Source organism: Arthrobacter sp. (assembly GCF_048266065.1).
Taxonomy (GTDB): domain Bacteria; phylum Actinomycetota; class Actinomycetes; order Actinomycetales; family Micrococcaceae; genus Arthrobacter_H.
On sequence record NZ_JBLXAH010000001.1, the window covers coordinates 427961 to 453886 of the forward strand.

Genomic DNA, 25926 nt, shown 5'->3' on the forward strand with positions numbered 1-25926 from the left:
AGTGTGGGGCAGTAGAGTGCGGTTGTGCCACAGACCACATCCCGTCCGACAGTCATCGTCGCCGACCAGCTCACCAAGCGGTACGGGGACTTCACAGCAGTAGACTCCATCTCCTTCGAGGTCCCCGCGGGGGAGTCCTTCGGTTTGCTGGGCCCCAACGGGGCCGGCAAGTCCACCACGATGCGCATGATCGGCGGCGTGTCGCAACGCAGCTCCGGCACCCTGCGGATCATGGGCCTGGACCCCGAGGAACAGGGGCCCGAGGTCAGGGCCCACCTGGGAGTGGTCCCGCAGGAGGACAACCTCGACCAGGAACTGAAGGTCAGGGACAACCTGATCGTCTACGGGCGCTATTTCGGCCTGCCGCTGTCCTATCTGCGGCCCAAGGCCGACGAGCTGCTCGAATTCGCCCAGCTCACCGACAAGGCGGGCGCCCGGGTCGAGGACCTCTCCGGGGGCATGAAGCGGCGGCTGACGATCGCCCGGTCGCTGATCAACGACCCGCGCGTGCTGCTGCTGGACGAACCGACCACCGGCCTGGACCCGCAGGCCCGCCACATCCTGTGGGACCGGCTGTTCCGGCTGAAGGAACGCGGTGTCACCCTCATCCTCACCACGCACTACATGGACGAGGCGGAACAACTCTGCGACCGCCTCATCGTCGTGGACCGCGGCCGCATCATGGCCGAGGGTTCGCCGTCATCGCTGATCCGCCAATACTCCACCCGCGAAGTCCTCGAACTGCGTTTCGGCGCCGACCGCAATGCCGGTGCCGCGGCCGCCGTCGAGGGGATCGGCGAACGCGTGGAGGTCCTGCCCGATCGCCTGCTCGTCTACGCGCACGACGGCGAAGCCGCCCTGGAAGCCATCGGTGCCCGCGGGCTGTCCCCGCTGACGACGCTGGTGCGCCGTTCCTCGCTGGAGGATGTCTTCCTGCGGCTGACCGGCAGGAGCCTCATTGAGTAGCCAGGAGCGCGGGCCCGCCACCGGGGCCCGGGATGAGCCCCCCACGACGGCGCCGGTGCCGCCGTCGTCCTCCGGGACCGGCGAGCTGCCCGCCTACCTGTCCTCCACCCTCGTCCCGCACCCGCCGCTGACCAGCGCCGCCAGGGCGCGTCGCTTCGGGACCTGGTACCTGGCCGAGCAGCACCTGCGCGGGATGAAGGGCTACCTGGACATCGTCATTGCCTATTCGGTGGGCAACCCGCTGGTGTACCTGTTCGCCATGGGGATCGGGCTCGCGTCACTGGTCGACGGCAACGGGGGCGACGCGGCCTTCGGCGGGGTCAGCTACCTGCAGTTCATTGCCCCGGCGCTGCTGGCCTCGGCGGCCATGATGACGGCGGCCGGGGAATTCAGCTACGCGGTGATGTCGGGTTTCAAGTGGTGGAGGACCTACTACGGTCCGCTGGCCACCCCGTTGACGCCGCAGCAGATCTGCCAGGGCCACGCGCTGGCCGTGACGATCCGCATCGTGGCCCAGAGCGTGGTCTACCTGGTGATCGTGCTGTTCTTCGGGGCGGCCACCAGCGGTTGGGCCTGGGTCTCGATCATCACCGCCTCCCTGGCCGGGGTGGCCTTCGGGCTGCCGCTGATGGCCTTCTCCGCGTCCATCACCGAGGAAAAGGGCCAGTTCGCCCTGGTCCAGCGGTTCATCGTCATGCCGTTGTTCCTGTTCTCCGGAACGCTGTTCCCGTTGTCCACGTTGCCGTGGTTCCTGCAGTGGATCGGCTGGATCTCCCCGGTCTGGCATGCCACGGAACTCGGCCGCGTGCTCTCCTACGGCTATGCCGAACCCGGCTGGCTCTCGGTGCTCCACGTGCTCTACCTGCTGGCCCTGGCCGCCGGGGGACTGGTGCTGGCCCGACGCGTCTACGCCCGACGGCTGGAGGGTTGAGATGAGCCTGGTCAAGGATGCCGACCTGCAACTGACGGCCGACCGGCGGCCGCTGGCCGCCCTCTATTCGCGCAACATTCGTGCCGTGATCGTCCGCGGGCTGGTGGCCACCAAGACCTCCAACGCCGCGATCATGATCTCCGGCTTCGTCGAACCGGTGCTCTACCTGCTCTCCATGGGGATCGGGCTCGGCGCCCTGATCGGCACTGTGGAAGGACCCGGAGGCACGCCGATCAGCTATGCCGCCTACATCGCCCCGGCCCTGCTGACTGTCTCGGCCATGAACGGTGCCCTGTACGACTCCACCATCAACGTGTTCTTCAAGATGAACTACGCGAAGCTGTACCAGAACATGCTCTACACCTCGCTGGGCCCGCTGGATGTGGCGCTGGGGGAGATCTTCCTGGCGCTGCTGCGCGGATTCCTCTACGCCACCGGCTTCACGATCGTGATGGCGGCCATGGGACTGATCACCACCTGGTGGGCGCTGCTGATGGTTCCCGCAGCGGTGCTCATCGCCTTCGGCTTCGCGTCCATCGGCATGGGCATCACCTCCTACATCCGCACGTTCCAGCAGCTGGACTGGGTGACGTTCATCATGCTTCCGATGTTCCTGTTCTCCGCCACGTTCTACCCGCTGAGCGTCTACCCGGAACCCATCCAATGGGTGATCCAGGCGCTGCCGCTCTGGCACGGAGTCGAGTTGTTGCGCCAGCTCTCGGTGGGTTCGCTGGGCGTGATGACCGCCGTCCACCTGCTCTACTACGTGCTCATGGTGATCGTCGGAATGACGCTGACCACGCACCGGTTGCGGTCGCTGTTCCTGAAGTGAGCTGGGACGCCGGCCCGCTCGACAGGTAGTCTGTTCCACACCAGAACCCAAGGAGGAGCCGTGATCGGCAGTTGGCATGCGGTCGTCATCGACTGCGAGGACACGGAAATCATGGCCGATTTCTACGAGCAGATGCTCGGCATGGTGCGTGTGCAGCACGACGACGACGGATGGATCACCATCGGCGACGCCCCGGACCGGCCGGCGATCGCGTTCCAGCGCGTGGAGAACTACCAGCCGCCGGAATGGCCCGGGCAAGCCCACCCCCAGCAGGCGCACCTGGATGTCAGGGTCGATGACCTGGACATCGCCGAGGAGGCAGTGCTCAAGCTCGGGGCCACGTCGATGAACACCGGCGGACAGAACTACCGGGTCTACCTGGACCCCCAGCGCCACCCCTTCTGCCTCGTCACCTGGTGAGCCCCGGCTCCCAGACGGCGCGGCGTGCCGTCATCCTCGGCGGCACCGGGATGCTCGGGCGCGCCGCCGCCGAACGGCTGGCCCGTGCCGGCTGGTCGGTGGATGTCACCGGCCGCACCCGGGGGAACCTTCCCCCGGCCCTCGCCGACCTCGGAGTGCGCTTCCACCCGGTGGAACGGCGCGACGGCGAGGCCCTGGCAGCCCTTCTGGGCAGCGGGACCGACCTGCTCGTCGACGCCCTGGCCTACACCGCAGCCGATGCCCGGTTGCTGCTGCTGCTGCTCGGCGACGTCGGGACCACGGTGATGCTCTCGAGCAAGGCCGTCTACGTGGACGCGGCCGGTCGGCATGTGAACACGGCCGAGGGCCCCTCCTTCGACGGGCCGATCAGCGAAGACCATCCCACGCTGGCGCCGGGGGACATGCCCCATGATTCCCCGGAGGGCTACGGGCCCAACAAGGTGGCAGCGGAGCACGTGCTGCTCGATGCCGGGACACCAGCCACCGTCATCCGCGCCTCCAAGGTCCACGGCCCCGGCGCCACCCGCCTGCGCGAATGGGTGTTCGCCCGACGGGTCCTGGATCGCCGGCCCGCCGTCCTGCTCGCCGGAGGCGGGACGGGAATCGACCACCCGACCGCTGCGGTGAACACCGCCGCGCTGATCCACTGCGTCGCGGATGCCCCGCCCGGCACCCGGATCCTGAACAGTGCCGACCCCGACGTCCCGACCGGGGCGCAGATCGCCCGGATCGTGGCCGGTCATTTCGGGCACGAGTGGCGCGAGGTCCTGCTGGCCGACGACGCGCCGGCCGGGCTGGGGGACCACCCCTGGGATGCCCGCCCCGGCATCGTGCTGGACACCGCGGCAGCCAGCGCCCTGGGCTACACGCCGGTGGGCACCTACGCCCAGACCATCGCCCCGTCCCTGGACTGGCTCACAACCCAGCCGAGGAGCCGTTTCGACGCCGACCCCTACTTCGAGGGGTTCTTCGACTACGCCGCCGAGGACCGCTACCTGCGGGCGCACCCCGTCTCCTAAGCCAATGGCGGGGCGGACACGGCAGGCCGGAGACCGCCGTCGTGCACCGGTGCCGGTGTTCGCCCACGGGAAACCCGTGACGAAACGGCCCCACGGTTTGGGATACTGGGGGACATGGAACCCCTCGGCACGGCCCGGACCGCCCCGGACAAGAAGCTCACCCTCAAGGCCAGCACCCTGTCGCTGGCGGTGATGGTCACCGTCTTCCTGGTAGCGGTGGTCTTTGCCGCGAACCAGAACGACGTGATCGGCTGGATCGTTGCCGTCATCTCCTTCGCCTGGCTGCTGCTGGCCGCCTTCCTGGTGTTCGGACTGCGTCGCGGGGCCCGCAAGGTCAGCAGCCACCTGCAAAACGCCTCGGCGAACATGGCGGCCCGGGCCCGGCAGCCCAACGCCTCCGAGACCGTGGTGATCGACGAGGGCTCCCGCACCCGGGACCTGAAGCTGGACCACTCCTTCAAGATCGTCCAGGTCCAGGCCGGCGTCATCAAGGAGCACCTGGACACCCCAGGGGCCGAGGCCCGCGGCATGGTCGACCGTGCGCTGGAGACCATCGAGATCACCGCACACAACGCCCGCGACATGATGAAACCCTCCGATGGCAGCGCCCCGCTCTCCGGTGAGGTCATCGACTGACCGATCTTCGGTAAGCTGGATCGGGTGAGCACAGCAGCGGAACAGAAACCCAGCAAGAACGCCGGCGCAGTGCGCGTCGCCTCCGTCAACCTCAACGGCATCCGGGCTGCCTACAAGCGCGGCATGGCCGACTGGCTGGCCGAACGCGATGTCGACATCCTGACCCTGCAGGAAGTCCGCGCACCCGACGCGATCGTGCGCGAACTGCTGGGCGATGACTGGCATATCCTGCACGCCGAGGCAGAGGCCAAGGGACGCGCGGGGGTCGCCATCGCCTCCCGCCAGGCACCCACCGCGACCCGCGAACACATCGGCGAGGACTACTTCGCCACCTCGGGCCGCTGGGTCGAGGCCGACTTCGACATCGCCGGGAAGACCCTGACAGTGGTCAGCGCCTACGTGCACTCCGGTGAGGTCGACACCCCCAAGCAGGACGACAAGTACCGGTTCCTCGACGTCATGACCTCCCGGCTGCCCGTCCTGAAGGCGACGTCGGACCACGTCCTGGTGACCGGGGACCTCAACGTCGGGCACACCGAACGGGACATCAAGAACTGGAAGGGCAACGTGAAGCGTTCGGGCTTCCTGCCGGCCGAGCGCGCCTACTTCGACAGGTTCTTCGGCGAGGAGATCGGCTACCGCGACGTCGCCCGCCAGCTGGCAGGGGACGTTGACGGCCCCTACACCTGGTGGTCCTGGCGCGGCCAGGCCTTCGACAACGACACCGGGTGGCGCATCGACTACCACATGGCCACCCCCGACCTTGCCGCGATCGCCGGCAACGCCGTCGTCGACCGTGCCCCGACCTACGCGTCCCGCTTCTCCGACCACGCACCACTGGTCATCGACTACCAGTTCTAGGAACACGCACCCATGACTGAAATCCAGACCCCTGCGGCCCAGCGGCCCCGTGTCCTGTCCGGCATGCAGCCCTCTGCCGATTCGCTGCATCTGGGCAACTACCTCGGTGCCCTGGTCAACTGGGTGAAGTCGCTGGACGACTTCGACGCATTCTTCTTCGTCCCCGACATGCACGCCATCACCACCGGGCACGACCCCGCAGCGCTGCGCGAACGCACGCGGCGTACCGCAGCCCAGTACATTGCCGGGGGCATCGACCAGGATGCCGCCACGTTGTTCGTGCAGTCCCACGTCCCCGAGCACGCCCAGCTGGCCTGGGTGCTGAACTGCATCACCGGGTTCGGTGAGGCCTCGCGGATGACCCAGTTCAAGGACAAGTCCTCCAAGGGCGGCCAGGAATCGGCCAGCCTGGGGCTGTTCACCTACCCGGTGCTCATGGCGGCCGACATCCTGCTGTACCAGCCGCATGCCGTGCCCGTCGGTGATGACCAGCGACAGCACGTGGAACTGGCCCGCGACCTGGCCCAGCGGTTCAACCACCGCTTCGGCGAGACCTTCAGGGTCCCCGAGCCGCTGATCCAGAAGGAGGGGGCACGCATCTACGACCTGCAGGACCCCCGCTCGAAGATGTCCAAGTCGGCCGCCAGTCCCAACGGGCTGATCAACATCCTCGATGACCCGAAACTCATCACCAAGCGGATCAAATCCGCAGTGACCGATGCCGATGCCGTCATCGCGTATGACCGTGAGGCCAAACCCGGGGTGACGAACCTGCTGGAGATCCTCTCGACGATCACCGGGAAGCCCGTCGCGGCACTCGTGGAGGAGTACGAGGGGAAGTTGTACGGGCACCTGAAGGTCGATGTGGCCGACGCCGTCGTCTCGCGGGTCGAGCCGATTCGGCGCCGGACGTTCGAGCTGCTCGACGACTCCGCCGAACTCGACCGGCAGCTGGCCGTCGGCGCCGCCCGCGCACGGGAGATCGCCGCGGCAACGCTGGAGTCGGTCTACGCAAACGTCGGCTTCCTGCCAGCCGTCAACGCGGCCATGCCCGGGAACCCGGCGATGGGCGAAGGCGCGCGCTAGCGCATGGTCCTTCCCGAGCCGCTCACCGACATCCCCGGGGCACCAGACCCCGGGGACGAGGGCGTCAGCGTGGGGGTGGTGATCCCCCTGCCCGAGCCGCTGCGCTCGGACCTGCGCGCGGTACGGGCCTCGCTGGGGGATCCCGTGGCACGGACCATACCGCCGCATATCACGCTCGTGACCGGTGCGGTGGCCGTGGATTGGGTGGCGGCCCGCGAACATGTGCGCCGGGTGGCCATCGGCGCCAGTCCGTTTCGGATCACCCTGCACGGCACCGCGACCTTCCGCCCCGTCACCAACGTCGTGTTCCTGAAGATCACGCAGGGGTTCGACGAATGCGTGGAACTGCACCGGGCCCTGCAATCCGGGCCGATGAGTTCCACCGTCGAATTCGACTTCCATCCGCACCTGACGATGGCGCACGACCTTCCCGAACGGCAGCTGGATCGTGCGGTGGAGGACCTGAGTGGATACACCGCGGAATTCCCTGTGGATAGAATCGGGTTGTTTGAACACGATGCCGACGGCCTCTGGGCCCTGCAGGAGGAACTGACTCTTGGCCAAGCCGGACAAGCGCCTAGCTAGCCGCACCATCGCCCAACGTGGCGCGCCGCCGGCAGCCGACGGCGGTCTCGATTCGCCGTCGGACCCGGATCTGATCGCCGACACGATCTCACCGCTGGACCATGCCGGCCTGCGGGCGGAGGCCCTGCACCAGCGGGCCGCCTTCGGACGGGCCCGGCGGGAAAAACAGGGGACCGGGAAGGTCGCCCTGCGGGGTCTGGGGGCCTTCCTGGGGTGGTTGAAGGCCACGAAGCCGATGCGTGCCTTCACGCTGTACAGCCAGCGGCATGGGCCGCTCATGGCGGCCGGCAGTGCCTACAACATGTTCTTCTCCATTGCCGCCCTGCTGGTGGCGGGGTTCTCGATCTTCGGCATCGTCGCCAGCGGCAACCAGGGCCTCCAGGACATGGTCGTTGACACCGTGGCGCAAAGCACTCCCGGGCTCATCGACACCGGGAACGGGGGACTGGCCACACCGGACGTCCTGTTCCAGTCGAAGGGCTTCGGGTGGGCACTGGTCATTTCCACTGCCACGATGCTGCTGACCTCGCTGGGCTGGATCGCCGGTCTCCGTGAGGGGATGCGCGGGGTCTACGGACTGATCCCGCTGCCGTTGAATGCGGCGTTGGTGAAACTGCGCGACCTCGGGGTCCTGCTGGTGCTGGGCATCTGCCTGGTTGTCACCACCGTCGTCGGATTCCTGGCCGGCGGCTTCATCGACGTCGTCATCGACTTCCTGCACCTTGAATCCGGTTTCGCGATCTTCGCGACGCAGGCCGGCAGCCTGGTGGTCATGTTGCTGTTGGATGCCCTGGTGGCGACCATCCTGTTCCGGCTGGCCTCCGGGATCACCATGCCGCGCGGGGCGGTCCTGCAGGCGGCGCTGCTGGCCGGTGCCGGCTCCACGATCCTGCGCTACTTCTCCTCCGAACTGCTCGGAGGCGTCACCAAGAACCCGTTGCTGGCGCCCTTTGCGGTGATCCTGGGGCTGTTCGTCTGGTTCTACCTGCTCAGCCAGGTGTACCTGATCTCCACCGCCTGGGGCGCCGTGGCCACCGCGGACATCGAGGCGGCCGCCCGTCACGACAAGAAGCCCAGCCTGCGGGCCCAGTCGGCGCGGCTGCGCAGCCAGCGGTCGCAGGCCAACGAGGCCAGGGCCGGCTGGCCCCAGACCAGGCCCTGAGACCGTCCGGCCCGCTCCTTCTCGCAGGAGGCCAGGGCCGGGGGAGCGGGGCGAAGGGACGACAGGCATGCGAAAGGCGCCGCCCTCCGGAGGAATCCGGTGGGCGGCGCCTTGCGTGGTACCGGCTGTTTTCCTAGACGGAGCGGGCCAGGATGGCCTGCTTCACCTCGGCGATGGCCTTGGTGACCTGGATGCCGCGCGGGCAGGCGTCGGTGCAGTTGAAGGTGGTGCGGCAACGCCACACGCCTTCCTTGTCGTTGAGGATCTCCAGGCGCATGTCGCCGCCCTCATCACGGGAGTCGAAGATGAACCGGTGGGCGTTCACGATCGCTGCCGGGCCGAAGTACTGGCCGTCGGTCCAGAACACCGGGCAGGACGACGTGCACGCGGCGCACAGGATGCACTTGGTGGTGTCGTCGTAGCGCTCCCGGTCCTCGGGGGACTGGTAGTGCTCGGCCGTCGGCGCGTGGCCCTTGGTGATCATGAACGGCATGATCTCGCGGTAGGACTGGAAGAACGGCTCCATGTCCACGATCAGGTCCTTCTCGACCGGAAGGCCCTTGATGGCCTCGACCGTGATGGGCTTGGAGGTGTCCAGGTCCTTCAGCAGGGTCTTGCAGGCGAGCCGGTTGCGGCCGTTGATGCGCATGGCATCGGAGCCGCAGACACCGTGGGCGCAGGAGCGGCGGAACGAGAGCGAGCCGTCGATTTCCCACTTGACCTTGTGCAGGGCATCGAGGACGCGGTCCGTGCCGTACATGGTCAGCACGTAGTCCTTCCAGGTGGCCTCCTCGGAGAACTCCGGGTCGTACCGGCGTACGCGCAGGGTGATGTCGAACTGCGGGATCTCTCCGCCGCCACCGATACCGGGGGCCAGATCGACCTTGGATGCTGGTTCGGGAACTTCGCTGCTCATTAGTACTTACGCTCCATTGGCTGGTAACGGGTGAAGATCACGGGCTTGGTGTCGAACCGGATGCCGTGGATGCCCTCCATTTCCGCGGACTCGTCCTTGTAGACCATCGAGTGCTTCATGAAGTTCTCGTCGTCACGGTCCGGGAAGTCCTCGCGGAAGTGGCCGCCGCGGGATTCGTGGCGGTGCAGGGCGGAGACGGACATGACCTCGGCCAAGTCCAGCAGGAAGCCGAGTTCAACGGCCTCGAGCAGATCCAGGTTGAAGCGCTTGCCCTTGTCCTGGATGCTGATGTTCTTGTAGCGCTCGCGGAAGCCCTTGACGTCGGCCAGGGCCTTCATGATGGTGTCCTTGGTGCGGAACACCTGCATGTTGGCGTCCATGGTGTCCTGGAGCTCCTTGCGGATCGCAGCGACCCGTTCGGTTCCGGAACCCTTCCGGACGACGTCGAGCAGTGCCTCCGTGTCGGCGACCGGGTTCTCCGGCAGGTCGACCCAATCGGCGGTCTTGGAGTATTCGGCGGCGGCAATGCCCGAGCGCTTGCCGAACACGTTGATGTCCAGCAGCGAGTTGGTGCCCAGGCGGTTGGAACCGTGGACCGACACGCAGGCGACCTCGCCGGCGGCGTACAGGCCCGGGATGGTGAACTCGTTGTCCTGGAAGACCTCGCCCTTGATGTTGGTCGGCACACCGCCCATGACGTAGTGGGCGGTCGGGAAGACCGGCACCGGCTCCGTGTACGGCTCGACACCGAGGTAGGTGCGGGCGAACTCGGTGATGTCCGGGAGCTTGGCGTCGATGTGGGCCGGCTCCAGGTGGGTGAGGTCCAGCAGCACGTAGTCCTTGTTCGGGCCGCAACCGCGGCCTTCACGAACCTCGTTGGCCATCGAGCGGGCCACGATGTCACGCGGCGCCAGGTCCTTGATGGTCGGGGCATAGCGTTCCATGAAGCGCTCGCCCTCGGAGTTGCGCAGGATCGCACCCTCGCCGCGGGCTGCCTCGGAAAGCAGGATGCCCAGGCCGGCCAGGCCGGTCGGGTGGAACTGGACGAACTCCATGTCCTCCAGCGGGATGCCCTTGCGGAACGCGATGCCCATGCCGTCGCCGGTGAGGGTGTGGGCGTTGGAGGTGGTCTTGAAAACCTTGCCGGCACCGCCGGTGGCCAGGATGACCGACTTGGCCTGGAAGACGTGGATCTCGCCGGTGGCCAGGTCGTAGGAGACGACGCCGGCGATGCGCTTCTGCAGGTAGGTGGTGCCGTCCTCGCGGGTGGCTTCCTCCTCGACCGTCAAAAGGTCCAGCACGTAGTACTCGTTGTAGAACTCGACGTTGTGCTTGACGCAGTTCTGGTAGAGGGTCTGGAGGATCATGTGGCCGGTGCGGTCGGCTGCGTAGCAGGAACGGCGGACCGGGGCCTTGCCGTGGTCGCGCGTGTGGCCACCGAAACGGCGCTGGTCGATCTTGCCTTCGGGCGTGCGGTTGAACGGCAGGCCCATCTTCTCCAGGTCCAGGACGGCCTCGATGGCTTCCTTGGCCATGACCTCGGCCGCGTCCTGGTCAACCAGGTAGTCGCCACCCTTGACGGTGTCGAACGTGTGCCACTCCCAGTTGTCTTCCTCGACGTTCGCCAGGGCCGCGCACATGCCGCCCTGGGCGGCTCCCGTGTGTGAACGGGTGGGGTAAAGCTTGGTCAACACGGCCGTGTGGGCCTGCTGGCCGGACTCGATGGCAGCTCGCATGCCCGCGCCACCGGCGCCGACTATGACGACGTCGTACTTATGTACCTGCATACCGGATGCTCTCTCTTCTTTGAATCTTGGTTTCGGCGAAGCTTGCCGGGGCTACTGGCACACCGCGAGGGTGGAGCCCGGGATGCACGGGTCAAACGTGAAGATCACGAGCGTGCCGAGGATGATGATGGCCGCGGAGCACAGCATCAGGACCAGGGTCAGCCAGAACCGGGGACGGTCCTTTTCGACGTAGTCGCTGATGATCGTGCGCACGCCGTTGGTTCCGTGCAGCATCGCCAGCCACAGCATGGCCAGATCCCAGAACTGCCAGAGCGGGTTGGCCCACTTGCCGGCCACGAAGCCGAAGTCGATGGCGTGCACGCCCTCGCCGACCATGAGGTTCACGAAAAGGTGCCCGAAGATCAGGATGATCAGCAGGACGCCGGAGATGCGCATGAACAGCCATGCCAGCATCTCGAAATTGCCGCCCTTGGACTTGGCGCGGTTGTACTTCGGGTCGATGCGGCCCGAGCGCGGTGCAACAAATTCTGTGGTTGCCATGGCTTAAAGACCTCCGAAGGCGAGGGAAAGGTGACGGATCGCGAAGCCGATCATGACCACGGCCCAGACGATGAGCACGCCCCACAGCAGCTGACGCTGGTACTTCGGCCCGGACTTCCAGAAGTCAACGAGGATGAGGCGCAGGCCGTTGAAGGCGTGGAACATGATCGCGGCGACGAGACCAAGTTCCCCAAGGGCCATCAGCGGGTTCTTGTACGTGCCGATCACGGCGTCGTAGGCACCGGGGGACACCCGGACCAGGGCCGTATCAAGCACGTGCACCAAAAGAAACAAGAAAATAACGACACCGGTGACCCGATGCCCTACCCAGGACCACATGCCTTCGCGGCCGCGGTAGAGGGTGCCTGACGATGTCTTCGACACTGAATTAACCTCCATGCATCGCAAGGGCGTTCGTGTGGCGTGCACACAAAAGATTGGCGCCGGTGCGTAAGCGTTCCTAGCCTGATCCTAGACCACAGGGGACTCTCAGGCTTCTTCTTTACCCTACCCCTGTGGTGAGCCTCACTCCGTCCGGGTCGACACGGCGTAACGCCCGGAATTCCGCGGAAAATACGTGACGTTTCCATGCCGTAAATCGTGGGGCGCCTCCCGCCGATTGGGGTGTTGATCCCTTACTGTTGACCCATGAATGCTGACCTCCTGGCCCGTTTCCACGGCGTCATCCCCGCCGGTGGTGTCGGGACCCGATTGTGGCCCCTCTCGCGTGCCGCTGCGCCGAAGTTCCTCCATGACCTCACCGGGTCGGGGACCACCTTGATCCGGGCGACCTACGAGCGGCTCGTACCGATGGCCGATGACCGCATCATGGTCGTCACCGGGCAGGCACACCGTGAGGCCGTCCAGGCCCAGCTGCCCGAACTGGAGGAGAAGAACCTCGTGCTCGAGTCCGAGCCGAAGGATTCGGCGGCCGCCATCGGCCTGGCAGCGGCCATCCTGCACCGGCGCGATCCGGAGATCATCATGGGCTCCTTCGCGGCCGACCAGGTCATCGGCCCGGTCGACGTCTTCCAGGAGACGGTGCGTGAGGCCATCCACACGGCGGCGACCGGAAAGATCGTGACCATCGGGATCAAGCCCGTCTCGCCGTCGACCGCCTTCGGCTACATCCGCGCCGGCGACGCCCTCGCCGTGGACGGGGCACCCAGCGCCACCTCGGTCCTCGAATTCGTCGAGAAGCCCGACGAGCAGGTGGCCCAAGGGTATGTCGCCAGCGGCGACTACCTCTGGAACGCCGGGATGTTCGTGGCCCCCGTCGCCCTGATGCTCGATCACCTGAAGCGCAACGAACCGGAACTGCATGCCGGGCTGATGGAAATCGCCGAGGCCTGGGACACCGGCGAACGCGATGCGGTCAAGAAGCGCATCTGGCCGGGGCTGCCCAAGATCGCCATCGACTACGCGGTCGCCGAACCGGCCGCGGCGGTGGGCGATGTGGCCATGATCCCCGGGGAATTCACCTGGGACGACGTGGGGGATTTCGCGGCCATCGGCCGGCTGAACCCGGCCAGCGAGGCCACGAACCTCACGGTCCTGGGAGACGGGGCGCGGGTCTACGCCGACCAGGCCTCCGGCGTTGTCGTGTCCGACACCAAGCGCATGATTGCGCTGATCGGGATCGAAAACGTGGTCGTGGTGGACACCGGCGATGCCCTGCTGGTCACCACCAGCGACCACGCCCAGTCGGTGAAGAAGGCGGTGGAGGCGCTGAAGGCCTCCGGGGACGTCGACGTGCTCTAAAGGCCCGCCAGCGGCCGGGGTCGGAAATCTTGTGTTGCAAAGTCAATCTTTGCCCGGCGTTCGTCGTAGGGTCGTGGATGTGACTTACGATCCAGCACCGCAGCAGTCCCATCCCAGCATCGGGCCCTGGTTGGCGCCCCTGCTGCCGCAGTTGATCGAGTTCCGGCGCGATGTCCACGCCAACCCGGAGTTGTCCTACGAGGAGCACCGGACCACCGAGCGGATCACCGCCACCCTGGAAGCCGCGGGCCTGTCGCCCCGGCGACTGGAGGGAACGGGCCTGTTCGTCGACATCGGCGAGGGCAACATCGCCCTGGGCCTGCGCGCGGACATCGACGCCCTGCCGATCCTGGAGGAGACGGGCCTTTCCTACGCCTCGTTGCGCAATGGCGTCTGCCACGCCTGCGGCCACGACATCCACGCCACCGTGATGCTGGGTGTCGCCCTGACGCTGGGGCGCATGCACGACGCCGGTGATCTCGCCGGCAAGGTCCGGGTCATCTTCCAGCCGGCCGAGGAAACCATGCCCGGAGGCGCCCTGGCCGTCATCGAACAGGGGGTCCTCGACGGGGTGCCGCGCATCCTGGCCCTGCACTGCGAACCGCGCGTCGACGCAGGGATGATCGGCACCCGCATCGGGGCGATCACCAGTGCCAGCGACACCATCAAGATCGAACTGACGGGCCGTGGCGGGCATACCTCCCGCCCGCACCTGACCGAGGACCTGGTCTTCGCCCTGGCCGAGATCGCCGTGAACGTCCCGGCGGTGCTCAACCGCAGGATCGACGTCCGCAGCGCGGTATCGGTCGTCTGGGGACAGATCCACGCCGGGTCGGCCCCCAACGCCATCCCCGCCGCAGGATACATGGCAGGGACCATGCGCTGCCTGGACGGCGAGGCGTGGGAGTCGGCGGGGGTGCTGCTGGACGAGGTGGTGCGCCAGGTCGCAGTGCCCTACGGCGTGGACGTCAAGCTCGAGCACATCCGCGGCGTCCCCCCGGTGGTCAACGCGGAAGCGGAAACCGACCTCATCGAACGCGCCGCGCGCTCGGAAATCGGCTCGACCTCCATCGTCCTGACCCCCCAGTCCATGGGCGGGGAGGACTTCGCGTGGATGACGCACAAGATTCCCGGTGCCATGCTGCGCCTGGGGACCAGGACGCCCGGCGGCGAGACCTACGACCTGCATCGCGGTGACTACATACCCGACGAGAAGGCCATCGAAACCGGTATCCGGGTGATGGCCGCTGCAGCTTTGCGCGCGGTGGCCGATGGACAAGTCGCCTGATTTGCCTACCTGTTGGTAACAAATAGTCAACAATATTGACCTGTCAACGCCTGATGGTGGCCCGCTGGCCGTGACGGCCGCTACTGTATTCTCCGTCACGTCTTCCTGCCTTGGGAGGGCGGACGCGGTTGGCTCCCTCTTGTGGCAGGTGCATTGCCCGATTCCCGGAGGGACGGACCCATGCATCATTCGTCACTGGAGGAAACTTGAAGAAGTCACCGCGCACCCTGAAGCGCTCCACCGGGCAGCTTGCTGCCGTCCTGGGCGTTTCCGCCCTCGTCCTCACCGCCTGCGGTACCGCCCCCGAATCCAGCCCGAGTGAGGCAGCGTCCAGCCACCCGGGTGCCGCCGACTACACCGGCTGCATCGTTTCGGACTCCGGCGGCTTCGAGGACCGCTCCTTCAACCAGTCCTCCTACGAGGGACTGATGAAGGCCAAGAAGGAACTGGGCATCAAGACCAAGCAGGCCGAGTCCCAGGCAGCCACCGACTTCGAGCCGAACCTGAACTCCATGGTCAAGGGCGGCTGCGACCTGACGGTCACCGTCGGATTCCTGCTCGCCGACGCCACCAAGAAGCTGGCCAAGGCGAACCCGGACCAGCACTTCGCCATCATCGATGACAACTCGATCAAGGCCAAGAACGTCAAGCCGATCATCTACGACACGGCCCAGGCAGCCTTCCTGGCCGGGTACGTCGCCGCCGGCACGTCGGAGACCGGGAAGGTCGCCACCTACGGCGGCATGAACATCCCGACCGTCTCCATCTTCATGGACGGCTTCTACGACGGTGTGCAGTACTACAACGAGCAGAAGGGCAAGGACGTCAAGGTCCTGGGCTGGAACGAGAAGACCCAGAACGGCACGTTCACCGGTGACTTCGAGAACCAGGGCAAGGGCAAGACCAACACGACGAACTTCATCAACGAAGGCGCAGACGTCATCATGCCCGTCGCCGGCCCCGTCGGCCTGGGCACCATCGACGCCGTGAAGGAAGCCAACGCCAACGGCAAGGACGCGAAGATCGTCTGGGTTGACTCCGATGGCTACAACACCGTGCCCTCCGGCAAGGAATTCATCCTCACCTCCGTCGTGAAGCTGATGGGCGAAGCAGTGGACAAGGTCGTCACCGAGGACCTGGACAACAAGTGGGACAACTCCCCGTACGTGGGCACCCTGGAGAACGAGGGCGTGGCACTGGCTCCGTTCCACGATTTCGATTCCAAGGTCTCCGATGAGATGAAGAGTGAACTCGACCAGATCAAGGCGGACATCATCTCCGGCAAGATCAAGGTCGCGTCCCCGTCCAGCCCCAAGTAGCCGGACGGATGCCGGCTTCCGGAGGGTCATCGACCGCCGGGCTCCGCATCCGCTGACCGCACGCCGTCCACCACCCGCGCCCCGGCCGGGAGGTGGACGGCGTGCGCTTGCCCACCACCTGGCGTTCGCGACTACGCTGGGCACGACGGTCTCGACGGCCGGTGCGACATCCGCGGCCACGGCGTGCCGCGGAAAAGAAGGGAATAGGTAAACAGCGTGAAATTGGAACTTCGCGGAATTACCAAGAAATTCGGGTCCTTCACGGCCAACGACGACATCACCGTCGTCGTAGAGTCCGGACAGGTCCACTCCCTGCTGGGGGAGAACGGTGCCGGGAAGTCGACGCTGATGAACGTTCTCTTCGGCCTCTACGAGGCCACGGCCGGCCAGGTCCTCATCGACGAGAAGCCAGTGAGCTTCCAGGGCCCCGGCGATGCCATGGCCGCAGGGATCGGCATGGTCCACCAGCACTTCATGCTGGTGCCGGTGTTCACCGTCGCCGAAAATGTAGCCCTCGGCGACGAGACGACCCGGGTCGGTGGGATCCTCGACCTGGAGGCAACGCGCCGCAAGATCCGCGAGATCTCCGACCGGTTCGGCTTCCACGTGGACCCCGACGCCGTCGTCGAGGACCTGCCGGTGGGCGTGCAGCAGCGGGTCGAGATCATCAAGGCCCTCGTCCGCGACGCCAAGGTCCTGATCCTGGACGAACCCACCGCCGTGTTGACGCCCCAGGAAACCGATGAGCTGCTGAACATCATCCGCCAGCTCCGTGACGCCGGCACCTCGATCGTCTTCATCTCCCACAAGCTGCGTGAGGTCAAGGAGATCTCCGATGTCATCACCGTGATCCGTCGCGGCAAGGTCGTCGGCAACGCCGAGCCCTCGGCGTCCGCCACCGAACTGGCTTCCCTGATGGTCGGACGCTCGGTGAGCCTGTCCCTGGAGAAGGAACCGGCCAAGCCCGGCCGGGAGACCTTCAGCGTGCAGAACCTCACCGTTCTGGCCGACAACGGGCAGGTGCTGCTGGACGATGTCAGCTTCGGCATCCAGGAGGGGGAGATCCTGGCCGTCGCGGGTGTCCAGGGCAACGGGCAGACCGAACTGACGGAGGCCATCATGGGCCTGCTGGACCATGCCTCCGGGAAGATCGTCCTGCAGGGACAGAACCTGCTCGGACGCAGCGTCAAATCGATCATCAACTCCGGTGTCGGCTTCGTGCCCGAGGACCGGAGCACCGACGGACTCGTCGGCACCTTCAGCGTTGCCGAAAACCTCATCCTGAACCAGTACGACCGCGAGCCCTTCGCCCACGGAATGAACATGCGCGGAGCAGTCATCGCGGAAAACGCCGAGGCGAAAATCGCCGAATTCGACATCCGCGCGCAGGGCGGGCAGGCCGACGCCGGAACGCTCTCCGGCGGCAACCAGCAAAAGGTCGTCATGGCCCGCGAGCTCTCGCGGCCCCTCAAGCTGTTCATCGCCTCCCAGCCGACGCGTGGCGTCGACGTCGGATCCATCGAATTCCTCCACCGCAGGATCATCGCCGAACGGGACGGCGGCACCCCGGTGCTCATCGTCTCCACCGAACTCGACGAGGTCGTCGAACTCGCCGACCGCATCGCGGTGCTCTACAAGGGCAAGCTGGTCGGCATCGTCCCCGGGGACACACCCCGCGACACGCTGGGACTGATGATGGCCGGCGCCTCGGCCGACGAGGCAGGAGCCCCCGGCACCGACCCGACCCCGCCCGCCGCAACTTCCGCCGACACCCCGGTGGCCAACCCAGAAGAGGAGCACGGGAATGACTGATCCCGCGAACCTGCCGGACCGGGACCCCGCGTCCGCACAGACCCCGCCACCGGCGCCGACCGGTGAGACCCCGGGCGGGGCCGCGGCCGGCAACACCCCGGCCCAGCTGGCCGAGGCCACAACCGTTGACCCGCAGGCATCGCTGATGCGGCGCATCACCACCGGCAATGGCCTCGTCTCGGTGCTGGCCATCGTGTTGTCACTGCTGGTCGGGGCCATCCTGATCGCCGCCACCGATGACCGGGTGACCGGCGCCGCCAGCTACTTCTTCGCCCGGCCCACCGACATGCTCGCCGCCGTGTGGGCCTCCGTTTCGGAGGCCTATGGGGCGCTCTTCCGCAGCGCGATCTTCAACACCCAGGCCGACGGCTTCGCCAACGCGATCTACCCGTTGACCGAAACCCTCACGGTGGCCACCCCGCTGATCCTGGCCGGTCTGGGCGTGGCCCTGGCCTTCCGGGTGGGACTGTTCAACATCGGCGGCCAGGGGCAGATCATCCTCGGCGCCATGCTGGCCGGCTGGGTCGGCTTCACCCTGGATTTGCCCGCCGGCCTGCACCTGCTGCTCGCCGTCGTCGCGGGCATCGTCGGCGGGGCCATCTGGGGCGGCATCGCCGGCGTCCTGAAGGCCAAACGCGGTGCACATGAAGTCATCGTGACGATCATGCTCAACTACATCGCCGTGTACCTGCTGCTGTACCTGCTCACCACACCGGGCTTCCAGCGGCCCGGCTCCAACAACCCCATCAGCCCCGAAATCCATGAATCGGCGGCCTACCCGCTGATCTTCGGTTCCGGCTTCCGGCTGCACCTGGGATTCGTGGTGGCCCTGCTGGCCGTTGCGTTCGTCTGGTGGCTGCTGAACCGCTCCACCACCGGCTTCGAACTGCGGGCCGTCGGCGCCAACCCGCAGGCCGCCCGCACCGCGGGCATCAACGTCTCCCGCGCCTACATCACGGCGATGGTCGTCGCCGGCGCCCTCGCCGGGCTGGCCGGCACCGCGCAGATCTCCGGCACCGAGCGTTCCCTGTCGGGCGACATCGCCGCCAGCTTCGGTTTCGACGCGATCACCGTCGCCCTGCTGGGCCGCTCCAACCCGATCGGGACGCTCTTCGCCGGGCTGCTGTTCGGTGCCCTGCGCGCCGGCGGCGTCGGCATGCAGTCCAACACGGGCATCCCCATCGACATCGTGTTGGTGGTGCAGTCCTTCATCGTGCTGTTCATCGCGGCACCGCCGCTGGTTCGTTCGATCTTCCGCATCCCCACGGGCCAGAAGAAATCCAAGAAGACCACGGCGCGTACCGCCAAGGCCGGAGGAGCAGCGTGAGCACCGCAACCACCACCCCCTCGCCGCGCACGGCGTCCATCGCCCCGGCGATCCGCAACTGGGGCGCCCCGGTGACGCTGGCCGTCCTGGCGCTCGTGGCACTGTTCGGCTTCGCCCTGGGCAGCCCGCACGCGACCGCCAGGTTCAGGATCTCGGCCGACGCCGACGCCATCAAGGTGCCCGACGTCCTGCTGGGGACCACCGTGGTGGGCTGGATCACCGCCGTCGTGCTCCTGGCCCTGGCTGCCTACGCCTTCGTGCTGACCAGCCGGGCGAAGCCCAACCCGCGCTGGCTGGTGCCCGCCTTCGCCGCCGTCTGGGTGATCGCCTTCCTGGTCTGGGTCATCGGCAGCGCCAACAACCCCAACGTCTACTTCTCCGGCCTCGTCGCCGGGTCCTTCACGTTGGCCATTCCGCTGATCTTCGGTTCCCTCTCCGGCGTGCTGTGCGAACGCTCCGGCGTCATCAACATCGCCATCGAGGGCCAGCTGCTGGCCGGCGCCTTCGGCGCGGCGATCGTCGGCTCGATCACCCAGAGCCTGCTCGCGGGCGTGCTGGCCGCCGTGCTCGCCAGCGTGGTGGTCTCCATGGTGCTGGCCGTCTTCAGCATCAAGTACCTGGTCAACCAGGTCATCGTCGGCGTGGTGCTCAACGTCCTGGTCGCCGGGCTGACCAGCTTCCTGTTCTCCACCGTGATGAAGGACAACTCGGCGCTGTTCAACTCCCCGCCGAGCTTCCACAACATCCGCATCCCGGGACTGGCCGACATCCCCGTGTTCGGGCCGATCCTCTTCGACCAGACGATCCTGGGCTACGGCATGTACCTGGCCGTGTTCCTCGTGTGGTTCGGGCTGTTCAAGACCCGCTGGGGCCTGCGCGTGCGCGCCGTCGGCGAACACCCCAAGGCGGCCGACACCGTGGGCATCAAGGTCAACACCATGCGGTTCTGGAACGTGACCCTGGCCGGCGTCGTCGCCGGCGTCGGCGGAGCGTTCTTCACGCTGGTGACCTCCTCCTCCTTCAACAAGGAGATGACCGCCGGGCAGGGCTTCATCGCCCTCGCGGCGCTGATCTTCGGCCGCTGGAACCCGATCGGGGCGTTCTTCGCCGCACTGCTGTTCGGCTTCTCGTTGAACCTGTCCTTCGTGCTCACCATCCTGGGGACCCCGGTGCCCAGCCAGTTCATGCAGATGCTGCCCTACGTCGTCACCGTCTTCGCGGTGGCGGGGCTGGCCGGCAAATCCCGGCCGCCGGCCTCCAACGGCATCCCGTACGTGAAGGAGTAGGGCCCATGCCAGAGCAGCTGCCGGCGACACCACTATCCGACGCCGACTGGGAGAGGCTGCGCAGCGCCGCCACCGAGGCGATGACCCACGCCTACGCCCCGTATTCGAAGTACCCGGTGGGGGCTGCCGCGCTGACCGAGGACGGCCGGCTGGTCAGCGGCTGCAACGTGGAGAACGCCGCCTACGGGGTGGTCCTCTGCGCCGAATGCACGCTGATCGGCGAGCTGCACATGGGCGGTGGTGGACGGCTGCGGGCGTTCTACTGCGTGGACGGCAGCGGGAACATCCTCATGCCCTGCGGGCGCTGTCGGCAGCTGCTGCACGAACACCGCGGCCCCGACCTGGAACTGATGACCACCAGCGGGATCAAGACCATGGAACAGGTCCTGCCCGACGCCTTCGGCCCGGACAACCTGCTCCGCTAACGCCCACCGAAGCACCGCAGCACCCGAGGAAAGGCCCAGCATGAGCACCGAGAACTTCGACGCCGTCGACATCATCCGCATCAAGCGCGACCGCGGAACGCTCACGCCCGAGCAAATCGACTGGACCATCGACGCCTACACCCGCGGGGTCATCGCCGAGGAGCAGATGGCCGCGCTGAACATGGCGATCCTGCTCAACGGGATGGACCGGGCGGAGATCTCCCGGTGGACGACGGCGATGATCAACTCGGGCGAACGCATGGACTTCTCCTCGCTGCGCACCGCGGCCGGCGCGGTGAAGCCGACGGCCGACAAGCACTCGACCGGGGGAGTGGGAGACAAGATCACGCTCCCGCTGGCACCGCTGGTCGCCGTGTTCGGGGTGGCGGTACCCCAGCTCTCCGGCCGCGGGCTCGGGCACACCGGCGGGACCCTGGACAAGCTCGAGGCCATCCCCGGCTGGCAGGCCTCGCTGTCCAACGCAGCGATGATGGAACAGCTCGCCGACTGCGGCGCCGTCATCTGCGCCGCAGGATCCGGGCTGGCCCCGGCGGACAAGAAGCTCTACGCACTGCGCGATGTCACCGGGACCGTGGAGGCCATCCCGCTGATCGCCTCCTCGATCATGTCCAAGAAGATCGCCGAGGGAACCGGCGCCCTGGTCCTGGACGTCAAGGTCGGCTCCGGGGCCTTCATGAAGGACGAGGCCAACGCCCGCGAACTCGCCAGCACCATGGTCGGGCTCGGCACCGACGCCGGGGTCAAGACCGTCGCCCTGCTGACCAACATGCAGACCCCCCTGGGGCTGACCGCCGGCAACGCGATCGAGGTCGAGGAATCGGTGGAGGTCCTCGCCGGTGGCGGCCCGGCCGACGTCGTGGAACTGACCGTCCAGCTGGCGGAGGAGATGCTCGCCGGGGCCGGCATCCACGATGCCGACCCGGCAGCTGCCCTGGCCGATGGCCGCGCCATGGACGTGTGGAACCGCATGATCTACGCCCAGGGTGGCGACCCGCACGCCGCGCTGCCGGTGGCCCGCGAAGCCGAAACCGTCTACGCCCAGGCCGACGGGGTGCTCACCGAACTCGACGCACTGTCCGTGGGCGTCGCCGCGTGGCGGCTCGGAGCCGGACGGGCCCGGCGTGGGGACCAGGTCCAGGCCGGCGCCGGGGTGCGCCTGCACGCCAAGCCGGGTGACGTGGTGCGCCGTGGACAGCCGCTGATGACCCTGCTGACCGACACCCCCGACCGGTTCGCCCGTGCCCTGGAGGCCCTGGAGGGGGCGACGACCATCTCCGCCGAGGGCAGCCGCAGCGGCCAGCGGCTGGTCCTGGACCGGATCGCCGAGTAGCCGTGCACGGGGGTTGCCCTCAGGGATGACCCCCACCCGTCCCGGAATCATCCCTGGGTGGGACGGCAAAACCGTCCCCGAGGGGCGAGAATAAAACCATCGCCCCGTTGCCACCGGGCGGGACCACGTCGGCTACCGCCGGCGGGGTGTCAACAAGGCCGAGGAACCTACCCCATGGAGTTCATCAACGAGGTCATCCTCCACGCTTCCACTGCGTGGTGGGTCCTGCCGTTGCTCTTCCTGTTCTGCACCATCGACGGCTTGGTCCCGCTGCTGCCCAGCGAGACGTTGATCGTCGCCCTGGCCAGCGTCGCCGTGGCCTCGGGGATCCCGAACATCTTCCTGCTGGGCCTGGTGGGGGCCGCCGGTGCCGTCCTGGGCGACCAGATCGCCTACCGGTTCGGCCGACGGATCGGCATGGACCGGTACCGGTGGATGCGTGGACGGCGCGCCCGCAAGTCCTTTGCCTTCGCCCGGCGCGAACTGGAGCGGCGCGGGGCCCTGCTGATCTTCACGGCACGCTACATCCCCGTCGGCCGCGTCGCCGTGAACTTCACCGCCGGTGCCACGCACTTCTCCCCGCGCCGCTTCACCGTGCTGGACATCATGGGCTGCCTGACCTGGGGCGCCTACTCGGCGACGATCGGTGCCGTGGGTGGCCACTGGATGAGCGACAACCCGCTGTTGGGCATTGGGCTGTCCATCGGCATCGCCATCGTCCTGGGGTTCATCGTGGACCGCGTCGTCAACGTGATGCTGAGCCGGCTGGGCCGGGACGAACCGGCCCCCGAACCGGATCTGGTGCCCGCCGGGGCAGACACGGAATCCTAGCCGGGCCGGCTGATTGCCGGGCCAGGGGACCGCGTGGTGCGCGGTGTCCCGTCACTTCCCCCGAGGATCGGCGGCCAACAGGCCCCAACGCGTATCGCGGGGTGCGTCCACTGACACCCGTCCATGCATGGCCCCCACCTGTTGGCTGCGTGTCACCACGCCGTCGCACACGATTGCGACGTCGATGCCGGAGTCATCGGAGACCGTGATGTGCGGGGCCGCATCTGCCGTGCCGTCCCCGGGCCAGCACACACCGTAGATGTTGATGTGCCGGGCATGGCCGATGTCCATGACGTGGCCGGCGGCTCCCTGGCCGGAGGTCCTGGCCAGCTCGAGGTCCTTCGGCAGGGGAGCCAGCACCGCATCCACCTCCGCCGAAACCGTGGGTGTGCTTTCCGCGCCGTCGGCAGCCACAGCTGACATCGACGGTGAAGCGGCGATGCTCACGCCACCGGCCGCGGAATCCCCTGCGGAGGGGCCCGCCGTCGCCGAACAGCCGCTGAGCAGCAGGGCTGCCACGGCGACGATCCCCAGCTGGGCCGCCGGGTGCCTCATCGTCGCCCCCGAGCGTTGCCGACTTGGAGTGGACTGGACATGGTTCCCCCTCGGTCTGCGACGAACCGTCCCGTGGTCCATCGGCTGATGCACAATATAGCCGCTGTCGAGGATGGATTCGTTTGCCGTGCAGGGTATTTCCCGGCGGCGCGCCGCGCACCGGTTCCCCGGGCACATCCGTGATCCGTGCCGTGTGCGGGGCGTCCGGGGCGGACGTCCGCCGGCTGGTTCCGCTGCGCCCGGGCGCCCAGTACGCTGGGGTACGTGACTGAAGAGCTGATCCACACCGCATATGACCCCGACTTCGACTTCCGCAACCTGCCCAAGGTGTCGCTGCACGACCACCTCGACGGCGGGCTGCGCCCCGCCACCATCATCGAACTAGCCGCCGCTGCCGGGCATGAACTGCCGGCCACCGACCCCGTGGCGCTGGGGGAGTGGTTCCGCGAATCCGCCGACTCCGGTTCGCTGCCGCGCTACCTCGAGACCTTTGACCACACCATCGCCGTCATGCAGACCCACGACAACCTGGTCCGGGTGGCCCGCGAATTCGTCGAGGACCTCGCCGACGACGGCGTCGTCTACGGCGAAGTCCGCTGGGCACCCGAACAGCACCTCGCCGGTGGACTGACCCTGGACGAGGCGGTCGAGGCAGTGCAGGAGGGCCTGGACGCCGGCGTCGACGCCGTGGAGGCCAGCGGCCGGCCCATCCAGGTGGGCCAGCTGATCACCGCCATGCGCCACGCCGACCGCGGCGTGGAAATCGCAGAACTCGCCCTGCGCCACCGCGACCGCGGGGCCGTCGGCTTCGACATCGCAGGAGCCGAGGACGGGTTCCCGGCCTCCCGCATGGCGGACGCCTTCACCCTGCTGGCCGAGAACTTCTTCCCGGCCACCGTCCACGCCGGCGAGGCGGCCGGGGTCGACTCCATCGCCGACGCCCTGCTCACCGGACGCGCCCAGCGCCTGGGACACGGCGTGCGCATCGCCGAGGACATCGAGGTCGAATTCGGTGGCACCGACGACGACGGCTCCGAGGTCGGGGAGGACACCGGCCTGGTGACCCTGGGGCCGGTGGCCAACTGGGTCCGCGACCGGGGCATCGCCCTGGAGATCTGCCCGTCCTCGAACCTGCAGACCGGGGCCACCGAGGCCTTCGGCGAGGGCATCGAATCGCACCCGATCGACCTGCTCTACCAGACGGGCTTCACCGTCACCATCAGCCCGGACAACCGGCTGATGAGCGGCACCAGCCTCTCGGACGAGTTCGAGCTGCTGGTCGAGGCCTTCGACTACGACCTCGATGACCTGCTCGAGCTCACGCTCAACGCCGCCGAGGCGGCCTTCCTGCCGCTGGAGGAGCGCGAGGCGCTGGTGGAATACATCAACGCCGCCTACGCGGGCCTGTCCGACGAGTCCACCGACGAGGACCCGGACGACGACGAGGCCTGATCCACCCATGGACCCACGCCGCGACACACCGTCCACCGGCACCCCCGGGGAACCGCAACGCCTGCTGGGGCTCATTGCGGACCTGAGGGAGCACTGCCGGTGGACGGCGGCGTTGACCCATGCCTCGCTGGTGAGATACCTGGTCGAGGAATCCTACGAACTGCTCGAGGCCATCGAGACCGGGCAGGACGAGGACGAACTGCGCGGGGAACTGGCCGACGTGCTGTACCAGCTGGTGCTCCACGCCCAGATCGCCTCCGAACGCGGCGCCTTCGACTTCACCGACATCGCCGGGCACCTCAGCGAGAAGATGATCCGGCGCAACACGCACATCTTCCACCCGGACGGCAGCCTGCGCGGGGAATTCCCCGACTCCATCGAGGAGATCATCGCGTCCTGGGACGCGGCCAAACGCGCCGAGAACCCCGGGCGCACCGACCCGTTTTCCTCGCTGCCGCGTCACCTGCCGGCCCTCGCGCTGGCCGACAAGGTCCTCGAACGGGCCGAACGCTGGAGGGCCGGGAACGACGACGGTGCACGCCCGGCGGTGCCGGACGCCCCTGCGCCGACACCGGCGCCGGAGCCCCCGGCCATGCGCATCCCCGGGACCGAGGCCGAACTCGGGGAACTGCTCTTCGGGATCGTCGCGGCGGCCCGGGAGCGCGGACTCGACGCCGAGCGCTCCCTGCGCACCGCCGTCGTGCACTACATGACGGGCGCGCAACCAACTTCACCGCAGGCCCCCGGCACGCGCTAGGCTGGGTCGCGAGGCAACGTGCCCGCGTATCCACTGACG

At 67.5% G+C, this 25926-nt stretch carries 26 protein-coding genes; 21 read left to right on the forward strand and 5 right to left on the reverse strand.

The window, feature by feature from the left end; genetic code table 11:
- Positions 1-24: 24 nt before the first annotated feature.
- The 10 genes from ACN0TP_RS02115 (at position 25) to ACN0TP_RS02160 (ending at position 8519) form a co-directional block, all read left to right on the forward strand.
- The gene (locus ACN0TP_RS02115) at positions 25-966 is read left to right on the forward strand and encodes an ABC transporter ATP-binding protein (RefSeq protein WP_417215992.1); all 942 of its coding nucleotides are present in this window, start codon (positions 25-27) and stop codon (positions 964-966) included.
- Positions 967-1051: 85 nt separating this feature from the next.
- Positions 1052-1897 (forward strand): ABC transporter permease, encoded by an 846-nt coding sequence (locus tag ACN0TP_RS02120; RefSeq protein ID WP_417216487.1) that lies wholly within the window; start codon positions 1052-1054, stop codon positions 1895-1897.
- A 1-nt stretch (position 1898) separates the two neighbouring features.
- Positions 1899-2729: an ABC transporter permease gene (locus tag ACN0TP_RS02125; RefSeq protein ID WP_417215995.1), complete on the forward strand. Its 831-nt coding sequence runs from the start codon at positions 1899-1901 to the stop codon at positions 2727-2729.
- 60 nt (positions 2730-2789) lie between these two features.
- On the forward strand, positions 2790-3149 hold the full coding sequence (locus ACN0TP_RS02130) for a VOC family protein (RefSeq protein ID WP_417215998.1): 360 nt from the start codon (positions 2790-2792) through the stop codon (positions 3147-3149).
- Positions 3146-4189 carry an NAD-dependent epimerase/dehydratase family protein gene (locus ACN0TP_RS02135; RefSeq protein ID WP_417216001.1) on the forward strand — a complete coding sequence of 348 codons (1044 nt, stop codon included), beginning with the start codon at positions 3146-3148 and terminating at the stop codon, positions 4187-4189. The genes ACN0TP_RS02130 and ACN0TP_RS02135 overlap by 4 nt, the downstream gene beginning before the upstream one ends.
- A gap of 114 nt (positions 4190-4303) precedes the next feature.
- Positions 4304-4825 carry a hypothetical protein gene (locus tag ACN0TP_RS02140; protein WP_417216004.1) on the forward strand — a complete coding sequence of 174 codons (522 nt, stop codon included), beginning with the start codon at positions 4304-4306 and terminating at the stop codon, positions 4823-4825.
- A 15-nt stretch (positions 4826-4840) separates the two neighbouring features.
- Positions 4841-5686, forward strand: coding sequence for an exodeoxyribonuclease III (locus ACN0TP_RS02145; RefSeq protein ID WP_417216490.1), 846 nt, complete (start codon positions 4841-4843; stop codon positions 5684-5686).
- 12 nt (positions 5687-5698) lie between these two features.
- The gene (gene trpS / locus ACN0TP_RS02150; RefSeq protein WP_417216007.1) at positions 5699-6772 is read left to right on the forward strand and encodes a tryptophan--tRNA ligase; all 1074 of its coding nucleotides are present in this window, start codon (positions 5699-5701) and stop codon (positions 6770-6772) included.
- Between the two features lie 3 nt (positions 6773-6775).
- On the forward strand, positions 6776-7357 hold the full coding sequence (locus ACN0TP_RS02155; RefSeq protein ID WP_417216009.1) for a 2'-5' RNA ligase family protein: 582 nt from the start codon (positions 6776-6778) through the stop codon (positions 7355-7357).
- Entirely contained in the window at positions 7329-8519 is a 1191-nt protein-coding gene (locus ACN0TP_RS02160) for a YihY/virulence factor BrkB family protein (protein WP_417216011.1), read from the forward strand. The genes ACN0TP_RS02155 and ACN0TP_RS02160 overlap by 29 nt, the downstream gene beginning before the upstream one ends.
- A 133-nt stretch (positions 8520-8652) precedes the next feature.
- On the opposite strand, the gene ACN0TP_RS02165 is transcribed toward ACN0TP_RS02160, so the two are convergent.
- The 4 genes from ACN0TP_RS02165 to sdhC are packed head-to-tail and all read right to left on the reverse strand — an operon-like array spanning position 8653 to position 12122.
- Positions 8653-9435: a succinate dehydrogenase iron-sulfur subunit gene (locus ACN0TP_RS02165; protein ID WP_417216014.1), complete on the reverse strand. Its 783-nt coding sequence runs from the start codon at positions 9433-9435 to the stop codon at positions 8653-8655.
- Positions 9435-11222: a succinate dehydrogenase flavoprotein subunit gene (gene sdhA / locus ACN0TP_RS02170; RefSeq protein WP_417216017.1), complete on the reverse strand. Its 1788-nt coding sequence runs from the start codon at positions 11220-11222 to the stop codon at positions 9435-9437. The genes ACN0TP_RS02165 and sdhA overlap by 1 nt, the downstream gene beginning before the upstream one ends.
- A 51-nt stretch (positions 11223-11273) precedes the next feature.
- Entirely contained in the window at positions 11274-11723 is a 450-nt protein-coding gene (locus ACN0TP_RS02175) for a succinate dehydrogenase hydrophobic membrane anchor subunit (RefSeq protein ID WP_417216020.1), read from the reverse strand.
- 3 nt (positions 11724-11726) lie between these two features.
- Positions 11727-12122, reverse strand: a complete 396-nt coding sequence (sdhC, locus tag ACN0TP_RS02180; protein WP_417216023.1) for a succinate dehydrogenase, cytochrome b556 subunit — start codon at positions 12120-12122, stop codon at positions 11727-11729.
- 249 nt (positions 12123-12371) lie between these two features.
- On the opposite strand from sdhC, the gene ACN0TP_RS02185 reads away from it, so the two are divergent.
- The 9 genes from ACN0TP_RS02185 (at position 12372) to ACN0TP_RS02225 (ending at position 23123) form a co-directional block, all read left to right on the forward strand.
- Entirely contained in the window at positions 12372-13484 is a 1113-nt protein-coding gene (locus ACN0TP_RS02185; RefSeq protein WP_417216025.1) for a mannose-1-phosphate guanylyltransferase, read from the forward strand.
- Between the two features lie 79 nt (positions 13485-13563).
- The gene (locus tag ACN0TP_RS02190) at positions 13564-14772 is read left to right on the forward strand and encodes an amidohydrolase (RefSeq protein WP_417216028.1); all 1209 of its coding nucleotides are present in this window, start codon (positions 13564-13566) and stop codon (positions 14770-14772) included.
- A 206-nt stretch (positions 14773-14978) separates the two neighbouring features.
- Positions 14979-16091 carry a BMP family lipoprotein gene (locus ACN0TP_RS02195; protein ID WP_417216031.1) on the forward strand — a complete coding sequence of 371 codons (1113 nt, stop codon included), beginning with the start codon at positions 14979-14981 and terminating at the stop codon, positions 16089-16091.
- Positions 16092-16307: 216 nt separating this feature from the next.
- A complete protein-coding gene (locus ACN0TP_RS02200) occupies positions 16308-17903 on the forward strand; it encodes an ABC transporter ATP-binding protein (protein ID WP_417216033.1) in 1596 nt (531 codons plus the stop codon).
- The gene (locus ACN0TP_RS02205; protein ID WP_417216036.1) at positions 17896-19230 is read left to right on the forward strand and encodes an ABC transporter permease; all 1335 of its coding nucleotides are present in this window, start codon (positions 17896-17898) and stop codon (positions 19228-19230) included. The genes ACN0TP_RS02200 and ACN0TP_RS02205 overlap by 8 nt, the downstream gene beginning before the upstream one ends.
- Entirely contained in the window at positions 19227-20516 is a 1290-nt protein-coding gene (locus tag ACN0TP_RS02210; RefSeq protein ID WP_417216039.1) for an ABC transporter permease, read from the forward strand. The genes ACN0TP_RS02205 and ACN0TP_RS02210 overlap by 4 nt, the downstream gene beginning before the upstream one ends.
- A 5-nt stretch (positions 20517-20521) precedes the next feature.
- Positions 20522-20941, forward strand: a complete 420-nt coding sequence (locus ACN0TP_RS02215) for a cytidine deaminase (RefSeq protein ID WP_417216042.1) — start codon at positions 20522-20524, stop codon at positions 20939-20941.
- 40 nt (positions 20942-20981) lie between these two features.
- The gene (locus ACN0TP_RS02220) at positions 20982-22292 is read left to right on the forward strand and encodes a thymidine phosphorylase (RefSeq protein ID WP_417216045.1); all 1311 of its coding nucleotides are present in this window, start codon (positions 20982-20984) and stop codon (positions 22290-22292) included.
- Positions 22293-22466: 174 nt separating this feature from the next.
- Complete coding sequence (locus tag ACN0TP_RS02225) at positions 22467-23123, forward strand: DedA family protein (protein ID WP_417216048.1); 657 nt, start codon at positions 22467-22469, stop codon at positions 23121-23123.
- A gap of 51 nt (positions 23124-23174) precedes the next feature.
- Here ACN0TP_RS02225 and ACN0TP_RS02230 read toward each other — a convergent pair whose 3' ends face one another.
- A complete protein-coding gene (locus ACN0TP_RS02230) occupies positions 23175-23678 on the reverse strand; it encodes a hypothetical protein (protein ID WP_417216051.1) in 504 nt (167 codons plus the stop codon).
- 264 nt (positions 23679-23942) lie between these two features.
- On the opposite strand from ACN0TP_RS02230, the gene ACN0TP_RS02235 reads away from it, so the two are divergent.
- The gene (locus ACN0TP_RS02235) at positions 23943-25130 is read left to right on the forward strand and encodes an adenosine deaminase (RefSeq protein ID WP_417216054.1); all 1188 of its coding nucleotides are present in this window, start codon (positions 23943-23945) and stop codon (positions 25128-25130) included.
- A 7-nt stretch (positions 25131-25137) separates the two neighbouring features.
- Positions 25138-25887, forward strand: coding sequence for a MazG nucleotide pyrophosphohydrolase domain-containing protein (locus tag ACN0TP_RS02240; protein WP_417216057.1), 750 nt, complete (start codon positions 25138-25140; stop codon positions 25885-25887).
- Positions 25888-25926 lie beyond the last annotated feature (39 nt).

Coding starts and splice junctions, on each gene's coding strand:
- ACN0TP_RS02125 (WP_417215995.1), top strand. CDS start 1,899: ATGAGCCTGGTCAAGGATGCCGACCTGCAACTGACGGCCGACCGGCGG.
- ACN0TP_RS02140 (WP_417216004.1), top strand. CDS start 4,304: ATGGAACCCCTCGGCACGGCCCGGACCGCCCCGGACAAGAAGCTCACC.
- trpS (WP_417216007.1), top strand. CDS start 5,699: ATGACTGAAATCCAGACCCCTGCGGCCCAGCGGCCCCGTGTCCTGTCC.
- ACN0TP_RS02155 (WP_417216009.1), top strand. CDS start 6,776: ATGGTCCTTCCCGAGCCGCTCACCGACATCCCCGGGGCACCAGACCCC.
- ACN0TP_RS02165 (WP_417216014.1), bottom strand. CDS start 9,435: ATGAGCAGCGAAGTTCCCGAACCAGCATCCAAGGTCGATCTGGCCCCC.
- sdhA (WP_417216017.1), bottom strand. CDS start 11,222: ATGCAGGTACATAAGTACGACGTCGTCATAGTCGGCGCCGGTGGCGCG.
- ACN0TP_RS02175 (WP_417216020.1), bottom strand. CDS start 11,723: ATGGCAACCACAGAATTTGTTGCACCGCGCTCGGGCCGCATCGACCCG.
- sdhC (WP_417216023.1), bottom strand. CDS start 12,122: ATGGAGGTTAATTCAGTGTCGAAGACATCGTCAGGCACCCTCTACCGC.
- ACN0TP_RS02185 (WP_417216025.1), top strand. CDS start 12,372: ATGAATGCTGACCTCCTGGCCCGTTTCCACGGCGTCATCCCCGCCGGT.
- ACN0TP_RS02205 (WP_417216036.1), top strand. CDS start 17,896: ATGACTGATCCCGCGAACCTGCCGGACCGGGACCCCGCGTCCGCACAG.
- ACN0TP_RS02215 (WP_417216042.1), top strand. CDS start 20,522: ATGCCAGAGCAGCTGCCGGCGACACCACTATCCGACGCCGACTGGGAG.
- ACN0TP_RS02220 (WP_417216045.1), top strand. CDS start 20,982: ATGAGCACCGAGAACTTCGACGCCGTCGACATCATCCGCATCAAGCGC.
- ACN0TP_RS02225 (WP_417216048.1), top strand. CDS start 22,467: ATGGAGTTCATCAACGAGGTCATCCTCCACGCTTCCACTGCGTGGTGG.
- ACN0TP_RS02230 (WP_417216051.1), bottom strand. CDS start 23,678: ATGAGGCACCCGGCGGCCCAGCTGGGGATCGTCGCCGTGGCAGCCCTG.
- ACN0TP_RS02240 (WP_417216057.1), top strand. CDS start 25,138: ATGGACCCACGCCGCGACACACCGTCCACCGGCACCCCCGGGGAACCG.